17 protein-coding genes are annotated in these 17,119 nt (G+C 73.4%); 10 read left to right on the top strand and 7 right to left on the bottom strand.

Features of this window, described 5'->3' with window-relative positions:
• Positions 1 to 5 precede the first annotated feature (5 nt).
• The gene (locus FHX46_RS13625) at positions 6 to 581 is read left to right on the top strand and encodes an NUDIX hydrolase (protein ID WP_313886123.1); all 576 of its coding nucleotides are present in this window, start codon (positions 6 to 8) and stop codon (positions 579 to 581) included.
• A gap of 19 nt (positions 582 to 600) precedes the next feature.
• Here FHX46_RS13625 and FHX46_RS13620 read toward each other — a convergent pair whose 3' ends face one another.
• The 3 genes from FHX46_RS13620 to hmgA all read right to left on the bottom strand — a co-directional run bounded on the left by FHX46_RS13620 (position 601) and on the right by hmgA (position 3,762).
• Entirely contained in the window at positions 601 to 777 is a 177-nt protein-coding gene (locus tag FHX46_RS13620; RefSeq protein ID WP_167114053.1) for a hypothetical protein, read from the bottom strand.
• 203 nt (positions 778 to 980) lie between these two features.
• The gene (locus FHX46_RS13615) at positions 981 to 2,321 is read right to left on the bottom strand and encodes a phosphoribosyltransferase family protein (protein WP_167114050.1); all 1,341 of its coding nucleotides are present in this window, start codon (positions 2,319 to 2,321) and stop codon (positions 981 to 983) included.
• A gap of 118 nt (positions 2,322 to 2,439) precedes the next feature.
• Positions 2,440 to 3,762: a homogentisate 1,2-dioxygenase gene (hmgA, locus tag FHX46_RS13610; protein WP_167114048.1), complete on the bottom strand. Its 1,323-nt coding sequence runs from the start codon at positions 3,760 to 3,762 to the stop codon at positions 2,440 to 2,442.
• Positions 3,763 to 3,886: 124 nt separating this feature from the next.
• On the opposite strand from hmgA, the gene FHX46_RS13605 reads away from it, so the two are divergent.
• Positions 3,887 to 5,218, top strand: coding sequence for a carboxylesterase/lipase family protein (locus FHX46_RS13605; RefSeq protein WP_167114044.1), 1,332 nt, complete (start codon positions 3,887 to 3,889; stop codon positions 5,216 to 5,218).
• Positions 5,219 to 5,239: 21 nt separating this feature from the next.
• Here the strand turns inward: FHX46_RS13605 and FHX46_RS13600 are convergent, their stop codons facing one another.
• Entirely contained in the window at positions 5,240 to 6,148 is a 909-nt protein-coding gene (locus FHX46_RS13600) for a proteasome assembly chaperone family protein (RefSeq protein WP_167114041.1), read from the bottom strand.
• A gap of 214 nt (positions 6,149 to 6,362) precedes the next feature.
• On the opposite strand from FHX46_RS13600, the gene FHX46_RS13595 reads away from it, so the two are divergent.
• Genes FHX46_RS13595 through FHX46_RS13585 form a run of 3 tightly spaced genes read left to right on the top strand, consistent with a single transcriptional unit; the run spans position 6,363 to position 10,003 of the window.
• Positions 6,363 to 7,892 (top strand): prenyltransferase/squalene oxidase repeat-containing protein, encoded by a 1,530-nt coding sequence (locus FHX46_RS13595; RefSeq protein WP_167114034.1) that lies wholly within the window; start codon positions 6,363 to 6,365, stop codon positions 7,890 to 7,892.
• Positions 7,893 to 9,125: a cytochrome P450 gene (locus FHX46_RS13590; RefSeq protein WP_167114031.1), complete on the top strand. Its 1,233-nt coding sequence runs from the start codon at positions 7,893 to 7,895 to the stop codon at positions 9,123 to 9,125.
• Positions 9,113 to 10,003: a UbiA family prenyltransferase gene (locus FHX46_RS13585; protein WP_167114028.1), complete on the top strand. Its 891-nt coding sequence runs from the start codon at positions 9,113 to 9,115 to the stop codon at positions 10,001 to 10,003. The genes FHX46_RS13590 and FHX46_RS13585 overlap by 13 nt, the downstream gene beginning before the upstream one ends.
• Here FHX46_RS13585 and mmuM read toward each other — a convergent pair.
• Together mmuM and FHX46_RS13575 are read right to left on the bottom strand one after the other, a co-directional pair.
• A complete protein-coding gene (gene mmuM / locus FHX46_RS13580) occupies positions 9,969 to 10,844 on the bottom strand; it encodes a homocysteine S-methyltransferase (RefSeq protein WP_167114025.1) in 876 nt (291 codons plus the stop codon). The two genes, FHX46_RS13585 and mmuM, sit on opposite strands and share 35 nt — an antisense overlap.
• A complete protein-coding gene (locus tag FHX46_RS13575) occupies positions 10,841 to 11,464 on the bottom strand; it encodes a TetR/AcrR family transcriptional regulator (protein ID WP_167114022.1) in 624 nt (207 codons plus the stop codon). Before FHX46_RS13575 ends, mmuM begins: the two co-directional genes overlap by 4 nt.
• Positions 11,465 to 11,701: 237 nt before the next feature.
• Between FHX46_RS13575 and FHX46_RS13570 the strand changes: the two genes are divergently transcribed.
• From FHX46_RS13570 to FHX46_RS13550, 5 genes are all read left to right on the top strand, one after another.
• Positions 11,702 to 12,793: a helix-turn-helix domain-containing protein gene (locus tag FHX46_RS13570; RefSeq protein ID WP_167114019.1), complete on the top strand. Its 1,092-nt coding sequence runs from the start codon at positions 11,702 to 11,704 to the stop codon at positions 12,791 to 12,793.
• A 7-nt stretch (positions 12,794 to 12,800) separates the two neighbouring features.
• Entirely contained in the window at positions 12,801 to 13,454 is a 654-nt protein-coding gene (locus FHX46_RS13565; RefSeq protein ID WP_167114016.1) for a YdcF family protein, read from the top strand.
• 13 nt (positions 13,455 to 13,467) lie between these two features.
• Entirely contained in the window at positions 13,468 to 14,184 is a 717-nt protein-coding gene (locus FHX46_RS13560) for a WbqC family protein (protein ID WP_313886122.1), read from the top strand.
• Between the two features lie 77 nt (positions 14,185 to 14,261).
• Positions 14,262 to 16,367 (top strand): transglycosylase domain-containing protein, encoded by a 2,106-nt coding sequence (locus FHX46_RS13555; protein ID WP_167114010.1) that lies wholly within the window; start codon positions 14,262 to 14,264, stop codon positions 16,365 to 16,367.
• A gap of 34 nt (positions 16,368 to 16,401) precedes the next feature.
• Positions 16,402 to 16,629, top strand: a complete 228-nt coding sequence (locus tag FHX46_RS13550; protein WP_167114006.1) for a hypothetical protein — start codon at positions 16,402 to 16,404, stop codon at positions 16,627 to 16,629.
• Between the two features lie 58 nt (positions 16,630 to 16,687).
• Here FHX46_RS13550 and FHX46_RS13545 read toward each other — a convergent pair whose 3' ends face one another.
• Positions 16,688 to 17,092: an SsgA family sporulation/cell division regulator gene (locus FHX46_RS13545; RefSeq protein WP_167114004.1), complete on the bottom strand. Its 405-nt coding sequence runs from the start codon at positions 17,090 to 17,092 to the stop codon at positions 16,688 to 16,690.
• Positions 17,093 to 17,119 lie beyond the last annotated feature (27 nt).

Below are 17,119 nucleotides of genomic sequence, written 5' to 3'. Positions count from 1 at the left end.
GGCTGGTGCGGACCGACGTGATCGAACAGTTCCCCAGGATGGCGGTGCCGCCGGACGGACGGCGCGCGGCCGCGGTCGCCGTCGTGGTCACCGGCGACGATCCGGCGATCTGGCTGACCCGGCGGGCGAGCGGGATGCGCGCCCACCCGGGGCAGTTCGCGCTGCCCGGCGGTCGGCTCGATCCCGGCGAGGACGCGGTGGGCGCCGCGCTGCGCGAACTGGAGGAGGAGCTCGGTGTGACCGCCGCGCGCGCGGACTGCCTGGGCGTGCTCGACGACTACCCGACCCGCTCCGGCTACGTCATCACGCCGGTCGTGCTGCGGCTCGACCGCGAGGCCGAGCCCCGCCCCAATCCCGCCGAGGTCGCGCACGTGCACGTCATCGGCGTGCGGGACCTCGCGGTCGAGCCGCGGTTCCTGACCATCCCCGAGTCGGACCGGCCGGTGATCCAGTTGCCGCTGGCCGGCCACCTCGTGCACGCCCCGACCGCCGCGGTGCTCTACCAGTTCCGGGAGGCGGCGCTGTACGGCCGCACGACGCGGGTGGCGCACCTCGAGCAACCCGTGTTCGCCTGGCGGTGACGCCTCCCCGCGCCCGTGATCAGCCGCGGTTCGCGGGCTCCGGCAGCCGGGCCGGGGCCGCCGCTCCGGCGCCGGCCTCGCGAACCCGCCACTTGTCCAGGCCGCCACCGAGCCGGTCGGCGTAGTGCTCGGCCGCCGCCTGGGTCGGGAACCGGATCTCCTGCGCCCGGGACACGTGCGTGATCTTGTAGGCCATCGGTTCTCCCCTGCTGTCGTGCGTGGTGACCCGTCACTCCCCGACCGGTCACGGCGCACAGTAGAACACCTGTTCGACGACAGCAAGCCGACACGCCGGGCGGCACCCGGGAAAATTCGATCGTCCACACTGGACCATCGTGCCGCCGGGAAAACCGCTGGCCGTCGGCAGTACCGGACGACCCGCCGCACGCGTGGGGTTCATCACCGCGGCAGATGCCGCCCGGCGGCCCGCTGGACCGGGACCGGGGTCAGATGCTCCCGGTACCAGTCGCGCGCGAGACAGGCCGCGGCATCCAGCGCACCGGGTTCCTCGAACAGCTGGGTGGCGCCGGGAACGACCGCCAGCCGAGCCTCACCGGACAGCCGGGCACACGTGTCCCGGTGCAGCTCGCGCAGCGCGGTGTCCTGCGCACCCGCGATGAGCAGGGTCGGCGTCCGCACCCAGCCCAGGCGCTTGCCCGCCAGATCGGGCCGCCCGCCGCGCGCCACCACGGCGGCCACCTCCACCCGGTAGTCCGTCGCCGCGCACAGGGCCGCCGCGGCGCCCGTGCCGGTGCCGAAGTAGCCGACCGGCAGCCCGGTCCGGGCCCGCACCCAGCGCGTCACCTCCACCAGCCGGTTCGCCAGCAGCTCCACCGCGAACAAGCGGGCCCGGTCGGCCTCCTCGGTCGGCGTGAGCAGGTCCACCAGCAGCGTCGCGATCCCGGCGCGGTGCAGCGTGTCCGCGGCCGACCGGGCGCGCGGGCTGTACCGCTCGCTGCCGCTGCCGTGCGCGAACACCACGACTCCCCCCGCCCGCTCCGGCACGGTCAACCGCCCGGCGAGCGGCACCGCCCCGGCGAACACGGTGACGTCCTCGTCGCCGGGTGCCCGGCCGGAGACGCAGTCCTCACCGGCCAGCAGCCGCGTCACCTCCTCGTCCGGGGTCTGCGTGAAGTCCGCGTACCACTGCCCCACCGCCGTGAACTCCGGCGGGCACTCCAGGCACACCACGTCATCGGCACCTTCTGGGCCTGCTGCGCCTCCTGCGCCGGTGCGCAGCGCCGCCACCGCCTGCGCCGCCCCGACCGGCACCGCCACCACCACCCGCGCCGCGCCGGCCGCGCGCGCCGCGGTCACCGCCACCCGCGCAGTGGATCCGGTCGCCAGCCCGTCGTCGACCACGATCGCGGTGCGCCCGGCCGGCGACACCCGCTCCCGGCCGGCCCGGAACCTCGCGGCGCGACGCTCCAATTCGGACCGTTCCGCCGCCTCCACCGCGGCCAGGTCGGCGGCGCTGACGCCGAGCCGCCGCACCAGATCCGCATCGGCCACCCGCAACCCGCCCTCGCCGATCGCACCCAGCGCGAGCTCCGGCTGGAACGGCAACCCCAGTTTCCGCACCAGGACGACGTCGAGCGGCGCGCCGAGCGCCCCGGCCACCTCGAACCCGACCGGCACCCCGCCGCGCGGGATCGCCAGGACCACCACGTCCCGGCTCCGCCACCGGTCCAGTCGCGCCGCGAGGCGGCGCCCGGCGTCCCTGCGGTCGGTGAACGGCATCGGAACACCTCCTCCGCGAAGTTCTCCGGCGACCGTAACGGCGCCGCCGGTCCCGCGGCGAGGGTCGGAGGGCCTCAGTGGCCGGCCGGCGGGCGAAGGCCACCGCACCGAGCCGTGATCACCGGGTGAACTCACGCCGGATGCCGCGCCACACCTCGTCGTACCCGGGTTGCCGGTGCGCGGCCGACGCCGCGAAGTCCGTGGTCACCACCGGCCACCGGGTCTCGAACATGAACGCGAGCGTGTCGCCGATCTTCTGCGGCACCAGCTCCTGCGTGCTCGCCTTCTCGTAAGTGGCCGCATCCGGGCCGTGGGCCGACCACATGTTGTGCAGGCTCGCCCCGCCCGGCACGAACCCCTCGGCCTTGGCGTCGTAGGCGCCCTTGACCAGGCCCATGAACTCGCTCATCACATTCCGGTGGTACCAGGGCGGGCGGAAGGTGTCCTCGCCGACGAGCCAGCGCGGCGCGAAGATCACGAAGTCCGCATTGGCCTGTCCGGGCAGCTCCGACGGCGACGTGAGCACCGTGTAGATGGACGGGTCGGGGTGGTCGAAGCTGACCGTGCCCATCACGGCGAACCGCGCGGTGTCGTACTTGTACGCGGCGTGGTTGCCGTGCCAGGCCACCACGTCCAACGGTGAGTGGTCGTATTCGGCCGCCCACAGCCGCCCGCCGAACTTCTGCACCACCTCCGTGGTGGTCTCCCGGTCCTCGAACGCCGCGACCGGGTAGAGGAAGTCGCGCGCGTTGGCCAGGCCGTTGGCGCCGATCGGCCCGAGTTCGGGCAGGGTGAACGGCTGCCCGTAGTTCTCGCACACGTAGCCGCGCGCCTTCTCGTCGAGCAGGTCGGCCCGGAACCGCACGCCACGGCCGATCACCGCGATCTCCCCCGGTTCCACGCGCAACCTGCCGTACTCGGTGTGCAGCAGCAGGCCGCCGAGCTCCGGCACCAGGAGCAGTTCCCCGTCGGCGTCGACGAAACAGCGGTCGGTCATGCTGCGGTTCGCGCGGTAGACGTGGATGCCGATGCCCGCGCGCTGCAGGACGTCGCCGGTGGCGCCGACGGTGTAGAGACCGTCGACGAAGTCGGCCGGCTCGCCGGGGAAGGGCACCGGGTCCCACCGCATCCGGTTCGGGTCCGGCAGGCCACCGGGGACCGGCGCGCTGCGCAGGGCCGGGTGCTCGACCGGGTGGAACGGCGGGTGCGCAGCCGAGGGCCGGATGCGGTACACCCAGCTGCGCCGGTTGTGCGCCCGCGGTTCGGTGAAGGCCGTGCCGCTGTGCTGCTCCGCGTACAGCCCGAGCGGGGCGCGCTGCGGGGAGTTGCGCCCGACCGGCAGCGCACCGGGAACCGCCTCGCTGTGGTGCTCGTTGCCGAACCCCGCCAGGTACGCCAGTTCGGTGCCCGTCCGGACGTCCGGCTCGACCGTGCTCGTCATCGTGCCCACCCTGCCCTCGTCGGCTGCTGAGGTCACTCCAGCGTGGTGCCGCTCCCGGCGCGGGGCAACTCCGGCGCCCGCCGCGACACGATCATGCGACACCGGGCGCCGTTACAGTGGTGGAGTGGACACCGTGGTGGCCGCCGGGGGCGGCAAGCTTCGCGGATTCGTCACCCGCGACGGTCTCGCCGAGTTCCGGGGCGTGCCTTTCGCCCGCGCGCCCCGGTTCGCCCCGCCCGAGCCGGTCGAGCCGTGGACCGGGGTCCGCGACGCCACCCGGCACGGCCCGGTGAGCCCGCAACCGCCGGTGCGCCCGGACGGTGCCCTGGGGGTGCCCGCGGACCTGCCGGAGCAGGACGAGGAGTGCCTGAACCTCACGGTCGTCACGCCCGCGGCCGACGACCGCAAGCGGCCGGTCATGGTGTGGCTGCACGGCGGCGCGTACGTCACCGGGGCGAACTCGTTCGGGTTCTACGGCGGGCACCGGCTGGCCGCCGAGGGCGACGTGGTGTTCGTGGCGCCCAACTACCGGCTCGGCGCGCTCGGGTACCTGCACCTGCCCGGGGTGTCCCCGGGCAACCTCGGGCTGCTCGACCAGCTCGCCGCGCTGCGCTGGGTGCGGGACAACGCGGCGGCGTTCGGCGGCGATCCGGACGACGTGACGGTGTTCGGGCAGTCCGCCGGCGCGCACTCCATCGCGTGCCTGATGGCGCTGCCGCAGGCGCGCGGCCTGTTCCGGCGGGCGATCCTGCAGAGCGCGCCGCTGGGCCTGCGCCTGGCGGGTGCCCGCACGGCCGCCCGCACCGCGCGGTTGTTCACCGCGGCGCTGGGGACGGATCCGCGCACCGCGCCGGTCGCGGAGATCCTCCGCGCGCAGGTGGCGACCGTCGTGCGCGCGGCCGGCCCGGGCGGGTTGTACTCGGTGCCGCCGTTCTGCCCGGTGGCCGACGCGCCGCCGCTGCCGAGCGTGGCGCACTGGCTGTCGCAGCGCGCCCGGTTCGCACCGGAGGTGGACGTGCTGATCGGCACCACGGCGGCGGAGATGAACTCGTTCCTCACCGGCAAGCCGGGGATCGCGCAGCTGGACCGGTTCCCGGTCACCGCGCGCGCGGTGGCGGCGGTCAAGGCCGGCGTCACGCGCTGGATGTTCGCCGGGCCCTCCCGCGCGTTCGCCGACCAGCTCGCCGCGCGCGGCGGACGGGTGTACAGCTACGTGTTCGACTGGGCCGCACCGGAGTCGGTGTTCGGCGCCGGGCACTGCATCGAGCTGCCGTTCCTGCTCGGCGACGAAGCCGCCTGGCGGGACGCGCCGATGCTGGCGGGCGCCGAGTGGAGCACCGTGACCGAGACGGGCCGGACGCTGCGGGCGGCGTGGCTGTCCTTCGCCCGGACCGGCACACCGGAGCCCGGCTGGCCGCGGCACGCACCCAGGCGCGCGCCCCACCGCCTGCCGTAGCACCCGGCGAGCCCGCGCGGGTTACTCGCGGCGATCCTGCTCGGCCAGGAAGCGTTCGAACTCCGCGCCCAGCTCCTCGGCCGTGGGCATCGAGCCCTCGTCGGCGAGCAGGGTCTTCTTGCCGTCCATCGCCTCGACGAACAGGTCGTACTGCCGCTCCAGCGCGTGCACGACCTCGGCCACCTCGTCCGACTCGGCCACCTGCCGGGCGATCTCGGCGTCGGTGCGCCGGGAGGCCGCCCGCAGGGCCTCGTCCGGCAGCGACAGGCCCGCCAGCCGCGTGATCGAGCCCAGCACGGTCAGCGCGGCGGCCGGGTACCGCGACTGCGCGAGGTAGTGCGGCACGTGCGCGGCGAACCCGACCGCGTCGTGCCCGGCCCGCCCGAGGCGGTATTCGGTCAGGTTGAGGGCGCTGCCCGGTACCTCCAGCCGGTTGAGCACCGGCTCGTAGTCGCCGATCAGGTCGCGCCGCGTGGCGTGCGCGGTCACCCCGAGCGGGCGCGTGTGCGGCGCGCCCATCGGGATCCCGTGGAACGACACCGTCATCCGCAGGTCCCACCGCTCCACGAGCGACCGCACCGCCGCGGCGTAGCGCTCCCACAACCCGTCCGGCTCCGGCCCGCTCAACAACAGGAAGGGCGTGCCGGCCTCGTCGTGGAAGAGCCGCACCGCCAGCTCCGGGGTGTCGTAGCTCGCCCAGTGGTCGGTGTCGAACGTCATCACCGGCCGCCGCGCCCGGTAGTCGAGCAGCCGGTCCACGTCGAAGCGCGCCACCACCCGGTTGTCCCAGTTCGACCGGAGGTGCTCGCTGACCAGCGCCCCGGCCTGGCCGGCGTCCATGAAGCCGTCGAGCTGGTGCAGCAGCACCGCACCGCTCAACTCCGGGAGCTCCGAGTCCACCTCGTAGAGATCCGTCGGATCGAACACCACAGCCTCCTGCCTGTCTGGCCACCTCTCCTCGACACTCAACGTAGCGAGGGCCGCGATCCATCCCGCCGACAGGCTTACTTCCACCGGGCTACTGGGCCACCCGAGCGAACCCCCTGTAAAACATTGTTCAAAGCTGCTAGATTCGATCTCCTCATTGTCACGGCCGGTATGCGGAGCGTGATCATCGCCACCGCTGAACCACGGGGGACCGCCCATGACCGCCGACCTCGCCGAGCTGGCACAGCACCTGGTGCACGCCATGGCCTCGGATCCGGACGGGGACTTCTCCCCGTCCGTCTACGAGACCGCCCGCCTGGTCACCCTGATCCCGGACCTGGCCGGGCACGCCAACCGGGTCGCGTTCCTGCTGACCCAGCAGGCACCGGACGGCAGCTGGGGCGGCCCGGAGGGCTACGGCCTGCTGCCCACGCTGAGCGCGACGGAAGCGCTGCTGACCGAGTTCCGCCGCGGCCGCGCGTCCCCGGTCCTGGCCGCAGCCCAGCGGGGGCTGCGGTCACTCGCCACGCGGTGGGGCCCGGAGCTGCGCGTCGAGCTGCCGGACACCGTCGCGGTGGAGATCCTGGTGCCGTCGCTGGTGTCCGCGGTCAACGCGCACCTGGACGCGCTCGCGGCCGACGGCATCGCGCTGACCGCCGGGCGCCGCCTGCCGCACCCGCCGGGTACCCGGCCCGACGTGCTGGACGGACTGCGCCGCCTGGCCGCGGACGGGCGGCCGCTGCCGGAAAAGATCCTGCACTCGCTGGAGGCCCTGGGTGCGGCGGTGCACGGCGCCGGTCCGGTCCGTCCGGATCCGCACGGGCTGGGCTGCTCCCCCGCCGCCACGGCCGCCTGGCTCGGGGGCATCGTCACCGGCCCCGGGGCGCGGTACCTGGAGAACATCCAGGCCCGCCACGGCGGTGCGGTCCCGGTGGCCGCCCCGCTGACGGTGTTCGAACGGTCCTGGGTGCTGTCCGCGTTCGCCGGGGCGGGCCTGCGGATCGCCGTGCCCGGGGAGGTGCTCGACGGGCTGTCCGCCGCGGTCGGGGCGGACGGCGCCGCGGGCGGTGCCGGCCTGCCCCCGGACGCCGACGACACCGCCACGACGCTGCGCGCGCTGGCGGCGCACGGCAGGGCGGTCCCGCTGGACTGCCTCGACTGCTACCGGGTGGACCGGCACTTCTGCACCTACCCCGACGAACGCACCCCCTCGGTCACCACGAACGCCCACGTGCTGCAGGCGCTGCACACCGCCGGACCGTCCGAAGTGACCGGGCGCCTCGCCGGGTGGGTCGCCGGCCGGCAGCACGCCGACGGCAGCTGGACCGACAAGTGGCACGCGTCGCCGTACTACGCGACCGCGCATTGCTTCCTCGCGCTGACCGCGAGCGGGCACGCCACGGCGGCCCGCGCACGGGCGTTGCAGTGGATCGCGCGGACCCAGCGGCCGGACGGCTCGTGGGGCCGGTGGTCCGGCACCTTCGAAGAGACCGCTTACGCCGTCCAGGTCCTCATCCGGGCCGGTGCGCCCTGGGCGGACGAGGCCGCCGCCCGCGGGTGCGCGTTCCTGTTGTCCTGGCCGGAGAACGCGGCGCATCCCCCGTTGTGGCACGACAAGGATCTGTACACCCCCGACCGGATCGTGCGGGCCGAGGGGATCGCGGCTCTGTACCTGGCCCGCACCCGCCCCCAGGTGGCGGCACTGCTGACGCAGCTCGAACCGGCGCCGGCCGAACGGACGGCGTGAATGCGCCGCGTCGAACTCGCGCTCACCCTGGCTCCACTGTCCTTCCTGGACAGACACGCCGACGACCCGGCCGGGATGCTGGAGGTGCGTGGCGGTCCCGCGCCGAAGCTGCTGGTGTGGCACCACGAAGCGCTCACCGGACTGTTCCGGCAGGACGCGGGGCTGCGGCACCCGGGCAGCCGCTCGCTGAACCCGTTGCTGGGACCGAAATCGCTGTTGTGGGCCGACGGCTCCCGCCACGCGACGTACCGAAAGGTGCTCGGGGCGCCGCTGCGGGGCAGCCGTCTCGCCGCCAGCCGCGGGCTGATCGCCGCCACCATCGACGCGGCGATCGAGGAGTTACCGGCGGGCACCGTGTTCGGGCTCCCGGCCTGGACACGCCGGCTGGCCCTGGACATCGTCGGGCGGATGATCCTGGGTGCGGTGGATCCGGTGCTGCTGCGGGAGGTCACGGCCTGGCTCGACCGGGCACTCGGCTCGCGTCACCGCACGCTGGCGTACCGGTTCCTGCGCGGCGGGCTGCCCCGCTCGGGCCCGGACCTGGACGCACGGCTGGTGGCCGCCGCGCGGTCCGCCCCGGACGGCCTGCTGGCGCCGCTGTTGCGCGCGAACGGCCCGCTCGGGCCGGTGCCCGACGACGAGTTGCGTGACCAGGTGGTGTCGCTGCTGTTCGCCGGGCACGAGACCACCGCATCGGCCACCGCGTGGACGCTGTACTGGCTCACCCGCAGACCGGATCTGCACGACGCCGTGGTGTCCGAACTCGCCTCGACCACCAGCGACGGTTCCGACCCGGCGGACGTGCCGGTGCTGCAGGCGGTGATCTCCGAGGTGCTGCGGCTGCACCCGCCGGTCGAGGTGGCCGGGAACCGGGCGCTGCCCGAACCGGTGGACCTGCTGGGCCGGACACTGCCGGCCGGCACGGTGATCACGCCCGGAATCTATCTCTCCCACCACCGGGCCGAGTACTTCCCGGACCCGCACACCTTCGACCCGTCACGGTTCCTCGGCCGCCGCAGCACCCCGGAGGGATATCTGCCGTTCGGTGGGGGCACGCGGTTCTGCCTCGGCAGCCGCCTCGGGCAGCTGGAGATCCGGATGATCGTCGCCGCTCTGCTGCGGCGCCGGGTACTGCGGTGCGTCAACCCCGGCGCCGGTGTGCCGGAGTTGCGGGGACACGCGATGGCACCGTCGTCGCGGCTGCGCCTGGAAGTGGTGGCATGCCGCGATTGAGGGGGTGGCGCGAGGTGCTGGCCGTGCACCGCCTGCACTTCCCCCTGCCGGTGAGCTACCTGGCCTACACGTGCTGGGGTGCGGCGTTCGCGGGTCCGCGGCACCTGCTCGACGGGCCGGTTCTGGTGACCGTGGCCGCGACGTTGCTGGCACTGCTGGCCGCGCTGGCGATGAACACCGCAGCCGACATGCCGACCGACGAGCTGGATGCGGACAAGGCCGGGCTGGCCGGCGCGGCGCGGAAGGTCGGGCGTGGCCGGATCATGGCCTGGGTGGCGGCCGAGGCGGGGGCGGCGCTGGCCCTGGCAGCGGTGGTCGCGGTGTGGCTGGCGCGGTGGGCGGTGGTGCTGGTGATCGCCGCGGTGGTGGTCGCGCACGTGCTCTACAACGTGGAACCGGTGCGGTTGAAGCGGCGCGGGTTCGCCGGCCCCGCGGTGTTCGGGGCCGGGTTCCTCGCGGTGCCGGGGCTGGCGTCGTACCTCGCGGTGCGGCCGGAACTGGAGGGGTCGATGGTGCCGGTGCTGGCCGGGCTGTGCGTGCTCGGGTTCGGCCGCACGGCGTGGTTCTCGGTGCCCGACCACGCCGTCGACGCCCGGACCGGGGTCGGCACGCCGGGCGCGCGGCACGGTCCACGGCGGACGCTGGTCGTCTCGTGCTTGATCACCGCGGCCGGGCTCGCGCTGCTCGGATCCGGGTTGTGGTGGCGGTACGGGCCGGGCTGGGCCGCCTTCGGGGTACTCGGGGAGGGGTCGTTCCTCGCCGGGATGGGCGCGCTGCGCGGTCCGCACGGGTCGTGGTCACGCATGCGGATGGCGGCGGCACCGGCCGCACTGGCCGGTGATCTCACCCTGGTCGCGATTCCGTTCCTGGCCCGCTGACGGCCGCGGCCAGAGCCGCGATGTCCTCCGGTCCCACCCGGCAGCACCCTCCGACGTAGCCGGCGCCGGCGGCGAGCCAGTCGTGCACCATCTCCGGTGCGAACCGGGAGGTACCGGTCCAGCGCCGACCGTTCCAGCGCTCGCCGCTGTTCGGGTAGGCGATCACCGGTTTCCCGCTCGCCGCACGCGCGATCCCGGCGGCCGCCGCGACGTCCCGGGGATCGCAGCAGTTCACGCCGACCGCCACGATCTGGTCGTTGCCCCGCGCCACGGCGAACGCCTCGGTCAGCGGCTGGCCGGCGCGGGTGCTCTCGCCGGTGATCGTGTAGGACAGCCACGCGGGCACGCCGAGCCCCTCGATGGCGAGCAGCATCGCCTCGGCTTCGTCCACATCGGGCACCGTCTCGCAGGCCAGCAGATCCGGTCCGGCCGCGGCCAGGATCTCCGCACGCGGCCGGTGGAACGCGACCAGCTCGCCGATCCGAAGCCCGTAGCGGCCGCGGTATTCCGAGCCGTCGGCGAGCGTCGCGCCGTACGGCCCGATCGACGCGGCGATCAGCTCGTCACCGCGCACCCGCGCCTCCCGGGCGAGTTCGACACTCAACTGCAGCAACCGGACCGCCTCCTGGCGGGCGATGCCGGCCTCGGCGAACCCGGCGACACTGGCCTGGTAGCTGGCCGTGGTCGCGACCTGGGCGCCGGCGCGGAAGAACGCGCGGTGCGCGGCGACGATCGCGTCCGGGTCGTCGGCCAGCAGCCGCGCCGACCACAACGCGTCGGAGAGGTCGTGCCCGCGCGCCTCCAGCTCGGTGGCCAGGCCACCATCGAGGACGACGGTCACGGGCCGGTGCGCAGGTAGGTCAGCTCGCGCCACCACACGTCGGCGAGCACGTCCAGCACCAGCGCCCGGTCGTGCCCGACGCCCCGGATCAGCCAGTGGTAGCACGCCTGTTCCAGTTGCAGCACCAGCAACAACGCCCGGGTCAGCCCAGCCTGCTCGTGCTCGCCGGTCCACTGTGTCAGGTACGGCGCCAGTTCGCGGGCAGCGTCCACACCCCACTGGTAGTGCCGGGCGGCGACCCGCGGATCGTCGGCGACGGCCTGGGTCAGGACGTCGATCTCCACGGCGTACCGCGACCAGAACGCCAGCACGTGCTCGTCCAGCCAGGTGCGCACCCGCGCCCGGGTCAGCTCCGGGAAGTGCGCCGGCATCCGGTACAGCGCCGCGGTGTCCGGCAGGATCCGCTCGAACAGCGCGGCCGCGATGTCGGCCTTGTCGCGGAAGTGCGCGTAGAAGGTGGCCCGGCTGCCGTTGGCCGTGGCGACGATGTCGGCGACCGTGGCGGCGTGGTACCCGAGACGGGCGAACACCTCCCGCGCGCACTCGAGGTAACGGTCGTGCGCTTCCCGCCACTGCTGCTCGCGGAACGTGTTCCGGGCAGGCGTGGAGATGCCGGTCATCACCCCATCGTAGTGCGCCGTCCGGACGGCGCGCGCGCTTTCCCCTGCGTGGGCAGGGGAAAGCTGCTGCCGGAGGGCGTGCCACGGCACCCGGCGCCGAGGGTCGGCCCGGGACAAGGAGTCAGCCCCGGCGCCGGGTGCCTCGCTCTAGCCTGAACGAGCGAACTCATGACGGAAACGAACTACCGTTGCCCTTTCGGTGTCCTGGCGCGCCCCCGATGTGGTTACCCTGATCGTGTGAGCGCCGGGACCAGACCTGCGGCAGCCGCTACCGCCCACCAGTGGACGGGACGGGAGGCGCGGTTGCTGCGGCACGCCCTGCGCCTGTCGGTGCGCGGCTTCGCCGCCTACCTCGGTGTCGCCGCGCGCACCGTCGCGAAGTGGGAAAGCGGTGGCACCTCGACGGTCCCGCGCCCGGACACCCAGGCGATCCTGGACACCGCACTGGCCAGGGCGGACGACGGCGCACGGACCCGGTTCGAGGTGCTGGTGACCGGGGCGCGCGAGTCCGGCCCCGCGCGCGGTCCGGCACCCGGCCACGACTACGAGGCCTGGACCGACGACCTGGACCGCACCGTCGCCTGCCTGGGACGCCAGGAGTTCCGCCTCGCGAGCACTCTGCTGGGCCGCTGGCTGGGCCGCTTCCAGCCGGACAGCTCCGATGCGCAGGGTCTGTACCTCTACGGCCGGTCGCTGCGGCTGCTCGGGGAGGTGCGGCAGGACCAGGGTGCACTGCGCGGGCCGTTGTCCGCCGAACCCGTCTACCGCCAGGCACTGCGGGTGTTCACCGAATTGAAGTCCCCGCGCCGGGTGGCCCAGCTGGAACTGCAACTCGTCGTCATCGCCGAGATGTCCGGGCAGCTGGCGTCGGCGGCGGCGCGCTACACGAGCCTGACCACCGACGATCGGCTCAGCGCGCACGACCGCACCCGCGCGCGGCTGTGGGTGGGCACCGCGCTGAGCAAGCGCGGCCTGCACGAGACCGCGACGCGCCACATCGTGCCGGCCATCCGCGCGTTCGAGCGGCTCGAGGAGCCCGCGGACTGGTCGATCGCGCACCAGAAACTGGCGCTGGCCCACCGCGGGGCGGGCGATCTGACGGCGGCGGGGCGGGCGATCGAGGTAGCGCTGTCGCACCGCGTCGACGACACCCCGCTGCAGCAGGTGCGGCTGGACACCGCGCACGCGCACATCCTGCTGTCCGACAGCGCGACCGCCGGTTCCGGGCTCGCCACGCTGGACCGGACCGCCCGCCTGTCCGCCCGCTACGGGCTCATGCACCAGGTGCGCAGCATCGAGGGCATCCGCCGCGGTTCCGAGTGCCGGTAGCCCGGTCATGCGGAAGGTGCTGCTCGACCGGGTGTGGGCCGACGCCGAGCTGGTGTGGGAGTTCCACCGGCTGCGGCACCGCCCGAAGCCGTGCTCGGCGGCCGTCGCGCTGGGCTGCCACGACCTCGGCGTCGCCGCGTACGCGGCCGAGCTCTACCACCGGGGCCTGTTCCCGGTGGTGGTGTTCACCGGCGGCAACAGCCGGGAAACGGCGCACGCCTTCCCGCGCGGCGAGAGCGTGCACTACCGGGAGCGCGCGCTCGAACTAGGTGTGCCCGGTGAGGCGATCCTCGTCGAGCCGCACGCAGCCAACACGGGTGAGAACATCGCGCTGTCCCGGGCGGTCCTCGCCGCAGCGGGGGTCGAGGTGACCTCGCTAATGCTGGTCTCGATGCCCTACATGGAGCGCCGCGCGTTCGCCACGACGCGCAAGGTGTGGCCGGAGGTGGAGCCGGTGTGCGCCTCGGCGCCGGTGTCGCTCACCGAGTACGCGCTGCGGACCCGGCACGGCACCGAGCTGATCGACATGATCGTGGGCGATTTCCAGCGCCTCATCGAATATCCGCGAAAGGGTTTCGCAATTCCGCAGAAAATTCCCCCGTTCGTGTATTCCGCGTATCGGCGACTGGTGGATGCCGGATTCCGCAGCCGGATGCTGTGATTCCATACCGCCCGTGCCCCAGACGCTGTCCTGCGCGGTCCACCAGCCGAATCTCTTCCCGAGACTGTCCACACTGGGCAAGCTGTTCCGCGCCGACGTGTGGGTCGTGCTCGACGACGTGCAGTTCAACGGCCGCGACTACCAGCACCGCGCGCGGCTGGCCGCGGCCGCCGACCCCGAGGACCAGCGCTGGCTGACCGTGCCGGTGCACCGGCCGCGCGGCCGGGCCAGCCGCATCCGCGAGCTGCGGCCGGCCGATCCCGCCGCGGCGCATCGCACGATGTCGCGGCTGATCCGGCAGTACTACGGCCGCTGCCCGCACTGGGCCGAGACCGCGGGCATCGTCGACGAGGTGCTCGCCGCGCTGGCGCTGCACGAGCGGCTCGCGGTGGTGGCCGAGGTGTCGGTGCGTGCCATGCTCGACCGGATGGGGTGGCCGGGCGCGGTGGTGCACAGCAGCGAGCTGGCCGCGCGCGAGGGCCGGTCCGAGCGCCTGGCCGACCTCACCGCAGCGGTCGGGGCCGGCACGTACCTGTGCGGTCCGGGCGGGGCGAGGTACCTGTCGGAGCGCCCGTTCGCCGAACGGGGGCTGCGGGTGCGCTACCCGTCGCCGCCTCCGCTCACCCGCGAGCGCGGGATGCGCACCGCGAGCGCGCTGTGGGCGTTCGCCGGGCGCGGAGCCGCGGGCGTGCGGGACTGCCTGGTCCCGGACCGGGTGCCGGCGCAGTGAGCAAAGATTGTTTCCACACCGGGTAAAGACAATTCCGGCAACCGGCAATTCACCGCGGCGGAGTTATCCTGGGTTGCGTGCGTCTGTCTCGTGGTGTGCCCCGGCTCCTCGGCTACTGCGCGCTCGCCGGGCTCCTCGTCGCCGGGGTGGTGGCTCCGGTCGCGCTCGGCGCCGGGGTGCTGTCCAACCAGGTCGCCGACTCCGTGAACGGGATCTCGGCAGCGCTGGTGAACAGCGAGCAGCCCTTGGTGACGACGGTGGCCGACCGGGACGGCAACCCGATCGCGACGCTGTACGACCAGTACCGCCTCCCGGTGACCGCGAACCAGATCTCCCCCGCGATGAAGGCGGCGATCATCTCGATCGAGGACCGCCGGTTCTACGACGAGGGCGGCGTGGACGTGAAGGGCATGGTCCGCGCCGCGCTGCACGACTCCTCCGGCGGCAGCACCCAGGGCGGGTCGACGATCACCCAGCAGTACGTCAAGAACTACCTCATCAACGTCGTGGACCGGAACAACCGGGCCGACCAGCTCGCCGACCAGGCCGACACGATCGCGCGCAAGCTGCGTGAGGCGAAGATCGCCGTCCAGCTCGGACAGACGGTGTCCAAGGACGACATCCTCAGCGGCTACCTGAACGTGGTGGAGTTCACCGGCAACGTCTACGGCGTCGGCGCCGCCGCGCACGCCTACTTCGGCACCACGCCGGACAAGCTGACCGTGCCGCAGGCCGCGCTGCTCGCCGGCATGGTGAACAACCCCAGCCTGTACAACCCCTACACGCATCCGGAGCAGGCCACGCAGCGCCGCAACGTCGTCATCGACGCGATGGTCAGCACGAGGACCCTGACCCCGGCGGACGGCGCCGCTGCGAAGGCCGCGCCGCTCGGTGTGCTGCCCGACGGCCCGGACGTGCCCTCGAGCACCTGCCTGGGTTCCACGCCGGATGCGGGGTTCCTCTGCCAGTACGCCGAGAGCTACCTCATCCAGTCCGGCTTCACCGCCGACCAGCTGGAGACCGGCGGCTACCTCATCCGCACGACGATGGATCCGCTGGTGAGCCGGGCCGTCAAGCAGGCCGTGGAGGCCAACGTGCCGACCACGCAGGACGGCGTGGCGAACACCTTCGCGGTCGTCCGGCCGGGGCAGAACAGCCACGAGGTGCTCGCCATGGTCGCCAACCGCAACTACGGCACCGATCCGGCCAAGGGCGAGACGTCGACGAACATCGTCGCGGCCCCCAGCAACGTGTTCGGTGCCGGGTCGTCGTTCAAGATCTTCACCTCGGCGGCGGCGCTGGAGACCGGCAAGGCGGGCCTGGAAACGCTGCTGCCCAACCAGGCCGGCGAGTGCTTCACCCAGCCCGGCGCCAACCAGTACACGCCGCAGTACTGCGTGGAGAACGACGGCGTGAACTACCCGAACCCGATCTCGCTGCGCGACGGTCTCGCCACGTCGCCGAACGTCGCCTTCGTCAACCTGGAGCAGCGGGTCGGCATGCCGGCGGTACTGGACATGGCGCGCCGGCTGGGTCTGCGCACCAGCCTCAACACCAACGACGCGGGCGCGAAGCCGGACCCGTCGTCGCCGAACCCGCAGTACAGCGAGCCGCAGTCGCAGTACTTCCAGAACAAGCTGTCGTTCACCCTCGGCAACAGCCCGGTGAGCCCGCTGGAGATGGCGAACGTGTCGGCGACGCTGATGAGCGGTGGCACCTGGTGCCAGCCGGATCCGATCCTGTCCGTCACCGACCGCAACGGCCACGACGTCGCCGTGAAACAGCCGCCGTGCGAGCAGGTGGTGCCACCAGGGCTGGCCAACACGCTGCTGAACGGGCTGAGCCAGGACACGATTTCGGGCACGTCCGCCGCGGCCGCGGCCGCGGCCGGGTGGCACCACGCCGACTTCGGCAAGACGGGCACCACGCAGCAGAGTGAGTCGGTGGCGTTCATCGGCGGCGTCGACGACTACGCCGTGTCGTCCATGGTGTTCGCCGACGGCCCGCACCCGGCGGAGATCTGTCCCGGCACACCGGTGCACCTGGGCTCCTGCGGGCGCGGCGCGTTCGGCGGCACGGTCGCGGCGCCGCCGTACTTCGCCGCGATGAGCCAGGTCCTGGGCGGCCGGCCGGACACGGCCATTCCCGCCGCCGATCCCACCTACCTGCGCGCCCGGTCCTAGCCACGCAGCGCCGTCGTGTCGTAACCTGCGGTGAGTGGGCGTCGACGCGGAGCCCCCGGACCCCGGCGGCGGGCTCACGCGGGGTGAGCTGGTGGCCGGGCAGTACGAGGTGCTGAACTGCTTCGCCCGCGGCGCCTTCGGATTGATCCACCTGGCGCGGGATCGCACTCTGCACCGGCCGGACACGCTGCTGGAGCAGCAGGACCGGATCCGGCTGGGCGTGAGCCCGCAGGAGTGGTTGTCCGTCCCTTGTGGACCCTGATGCGGCCGTCGATCCCCAGCAGGGCCGCGCCCTCGTCCGGGCAGGGCACCGCGCGGGCTCAGACCTTGGTGACCTCCGCGATGAACGCGTCCACGTCGACGAAGGCGCCCTCGGCGCCGAGCGGCACGAGCGCGTGCGTGGAGGCGACGAACCGGGCCACGCCCGCACGGCCGAGTTCGACGACGGCGTACCCGTCCGGCGACTCCAGCTCGATCAGCAGCTGGTCGGCGCCGCCGGCCAGGTCCGGCCGGATCCGCACGTCACCCTCGCCCGTGGGCCGGCCCAGCCCGGCGACGAGGAGTTCGCGGGCGAAGCACCACTCGACCCACCGGCCACGGTCGGCGCGGAAGGACAAGGTGACCGCGTAGGGATCGGCGGTGGTGTAGCTCCACCGCGAGAAGACCGGGACGTCGTAGCCGTCCAGGCTGACGAACTGGTGCTCCTCGACCGTTTCGGCGTGCACGATGGGCCTCCTGTCCCCTGCTGGCTC

Origin of the sequence: Amycolatopsis viridis, assembly GCF_011758765.1 — a bacterium.
Taxonomy (GTDB): domain Bacteria; phylum Actinomycetota; class Actinomycetes; order Mycobacteriales; family Pseudonocardiaceae; genus Amycolatopsis_E; species Amycolatopsis_E viridis.
Note: the sequence above shows the minus strand (reverse complement) of the source record. Positions and strands in the feature narration are given on the sequence as shown.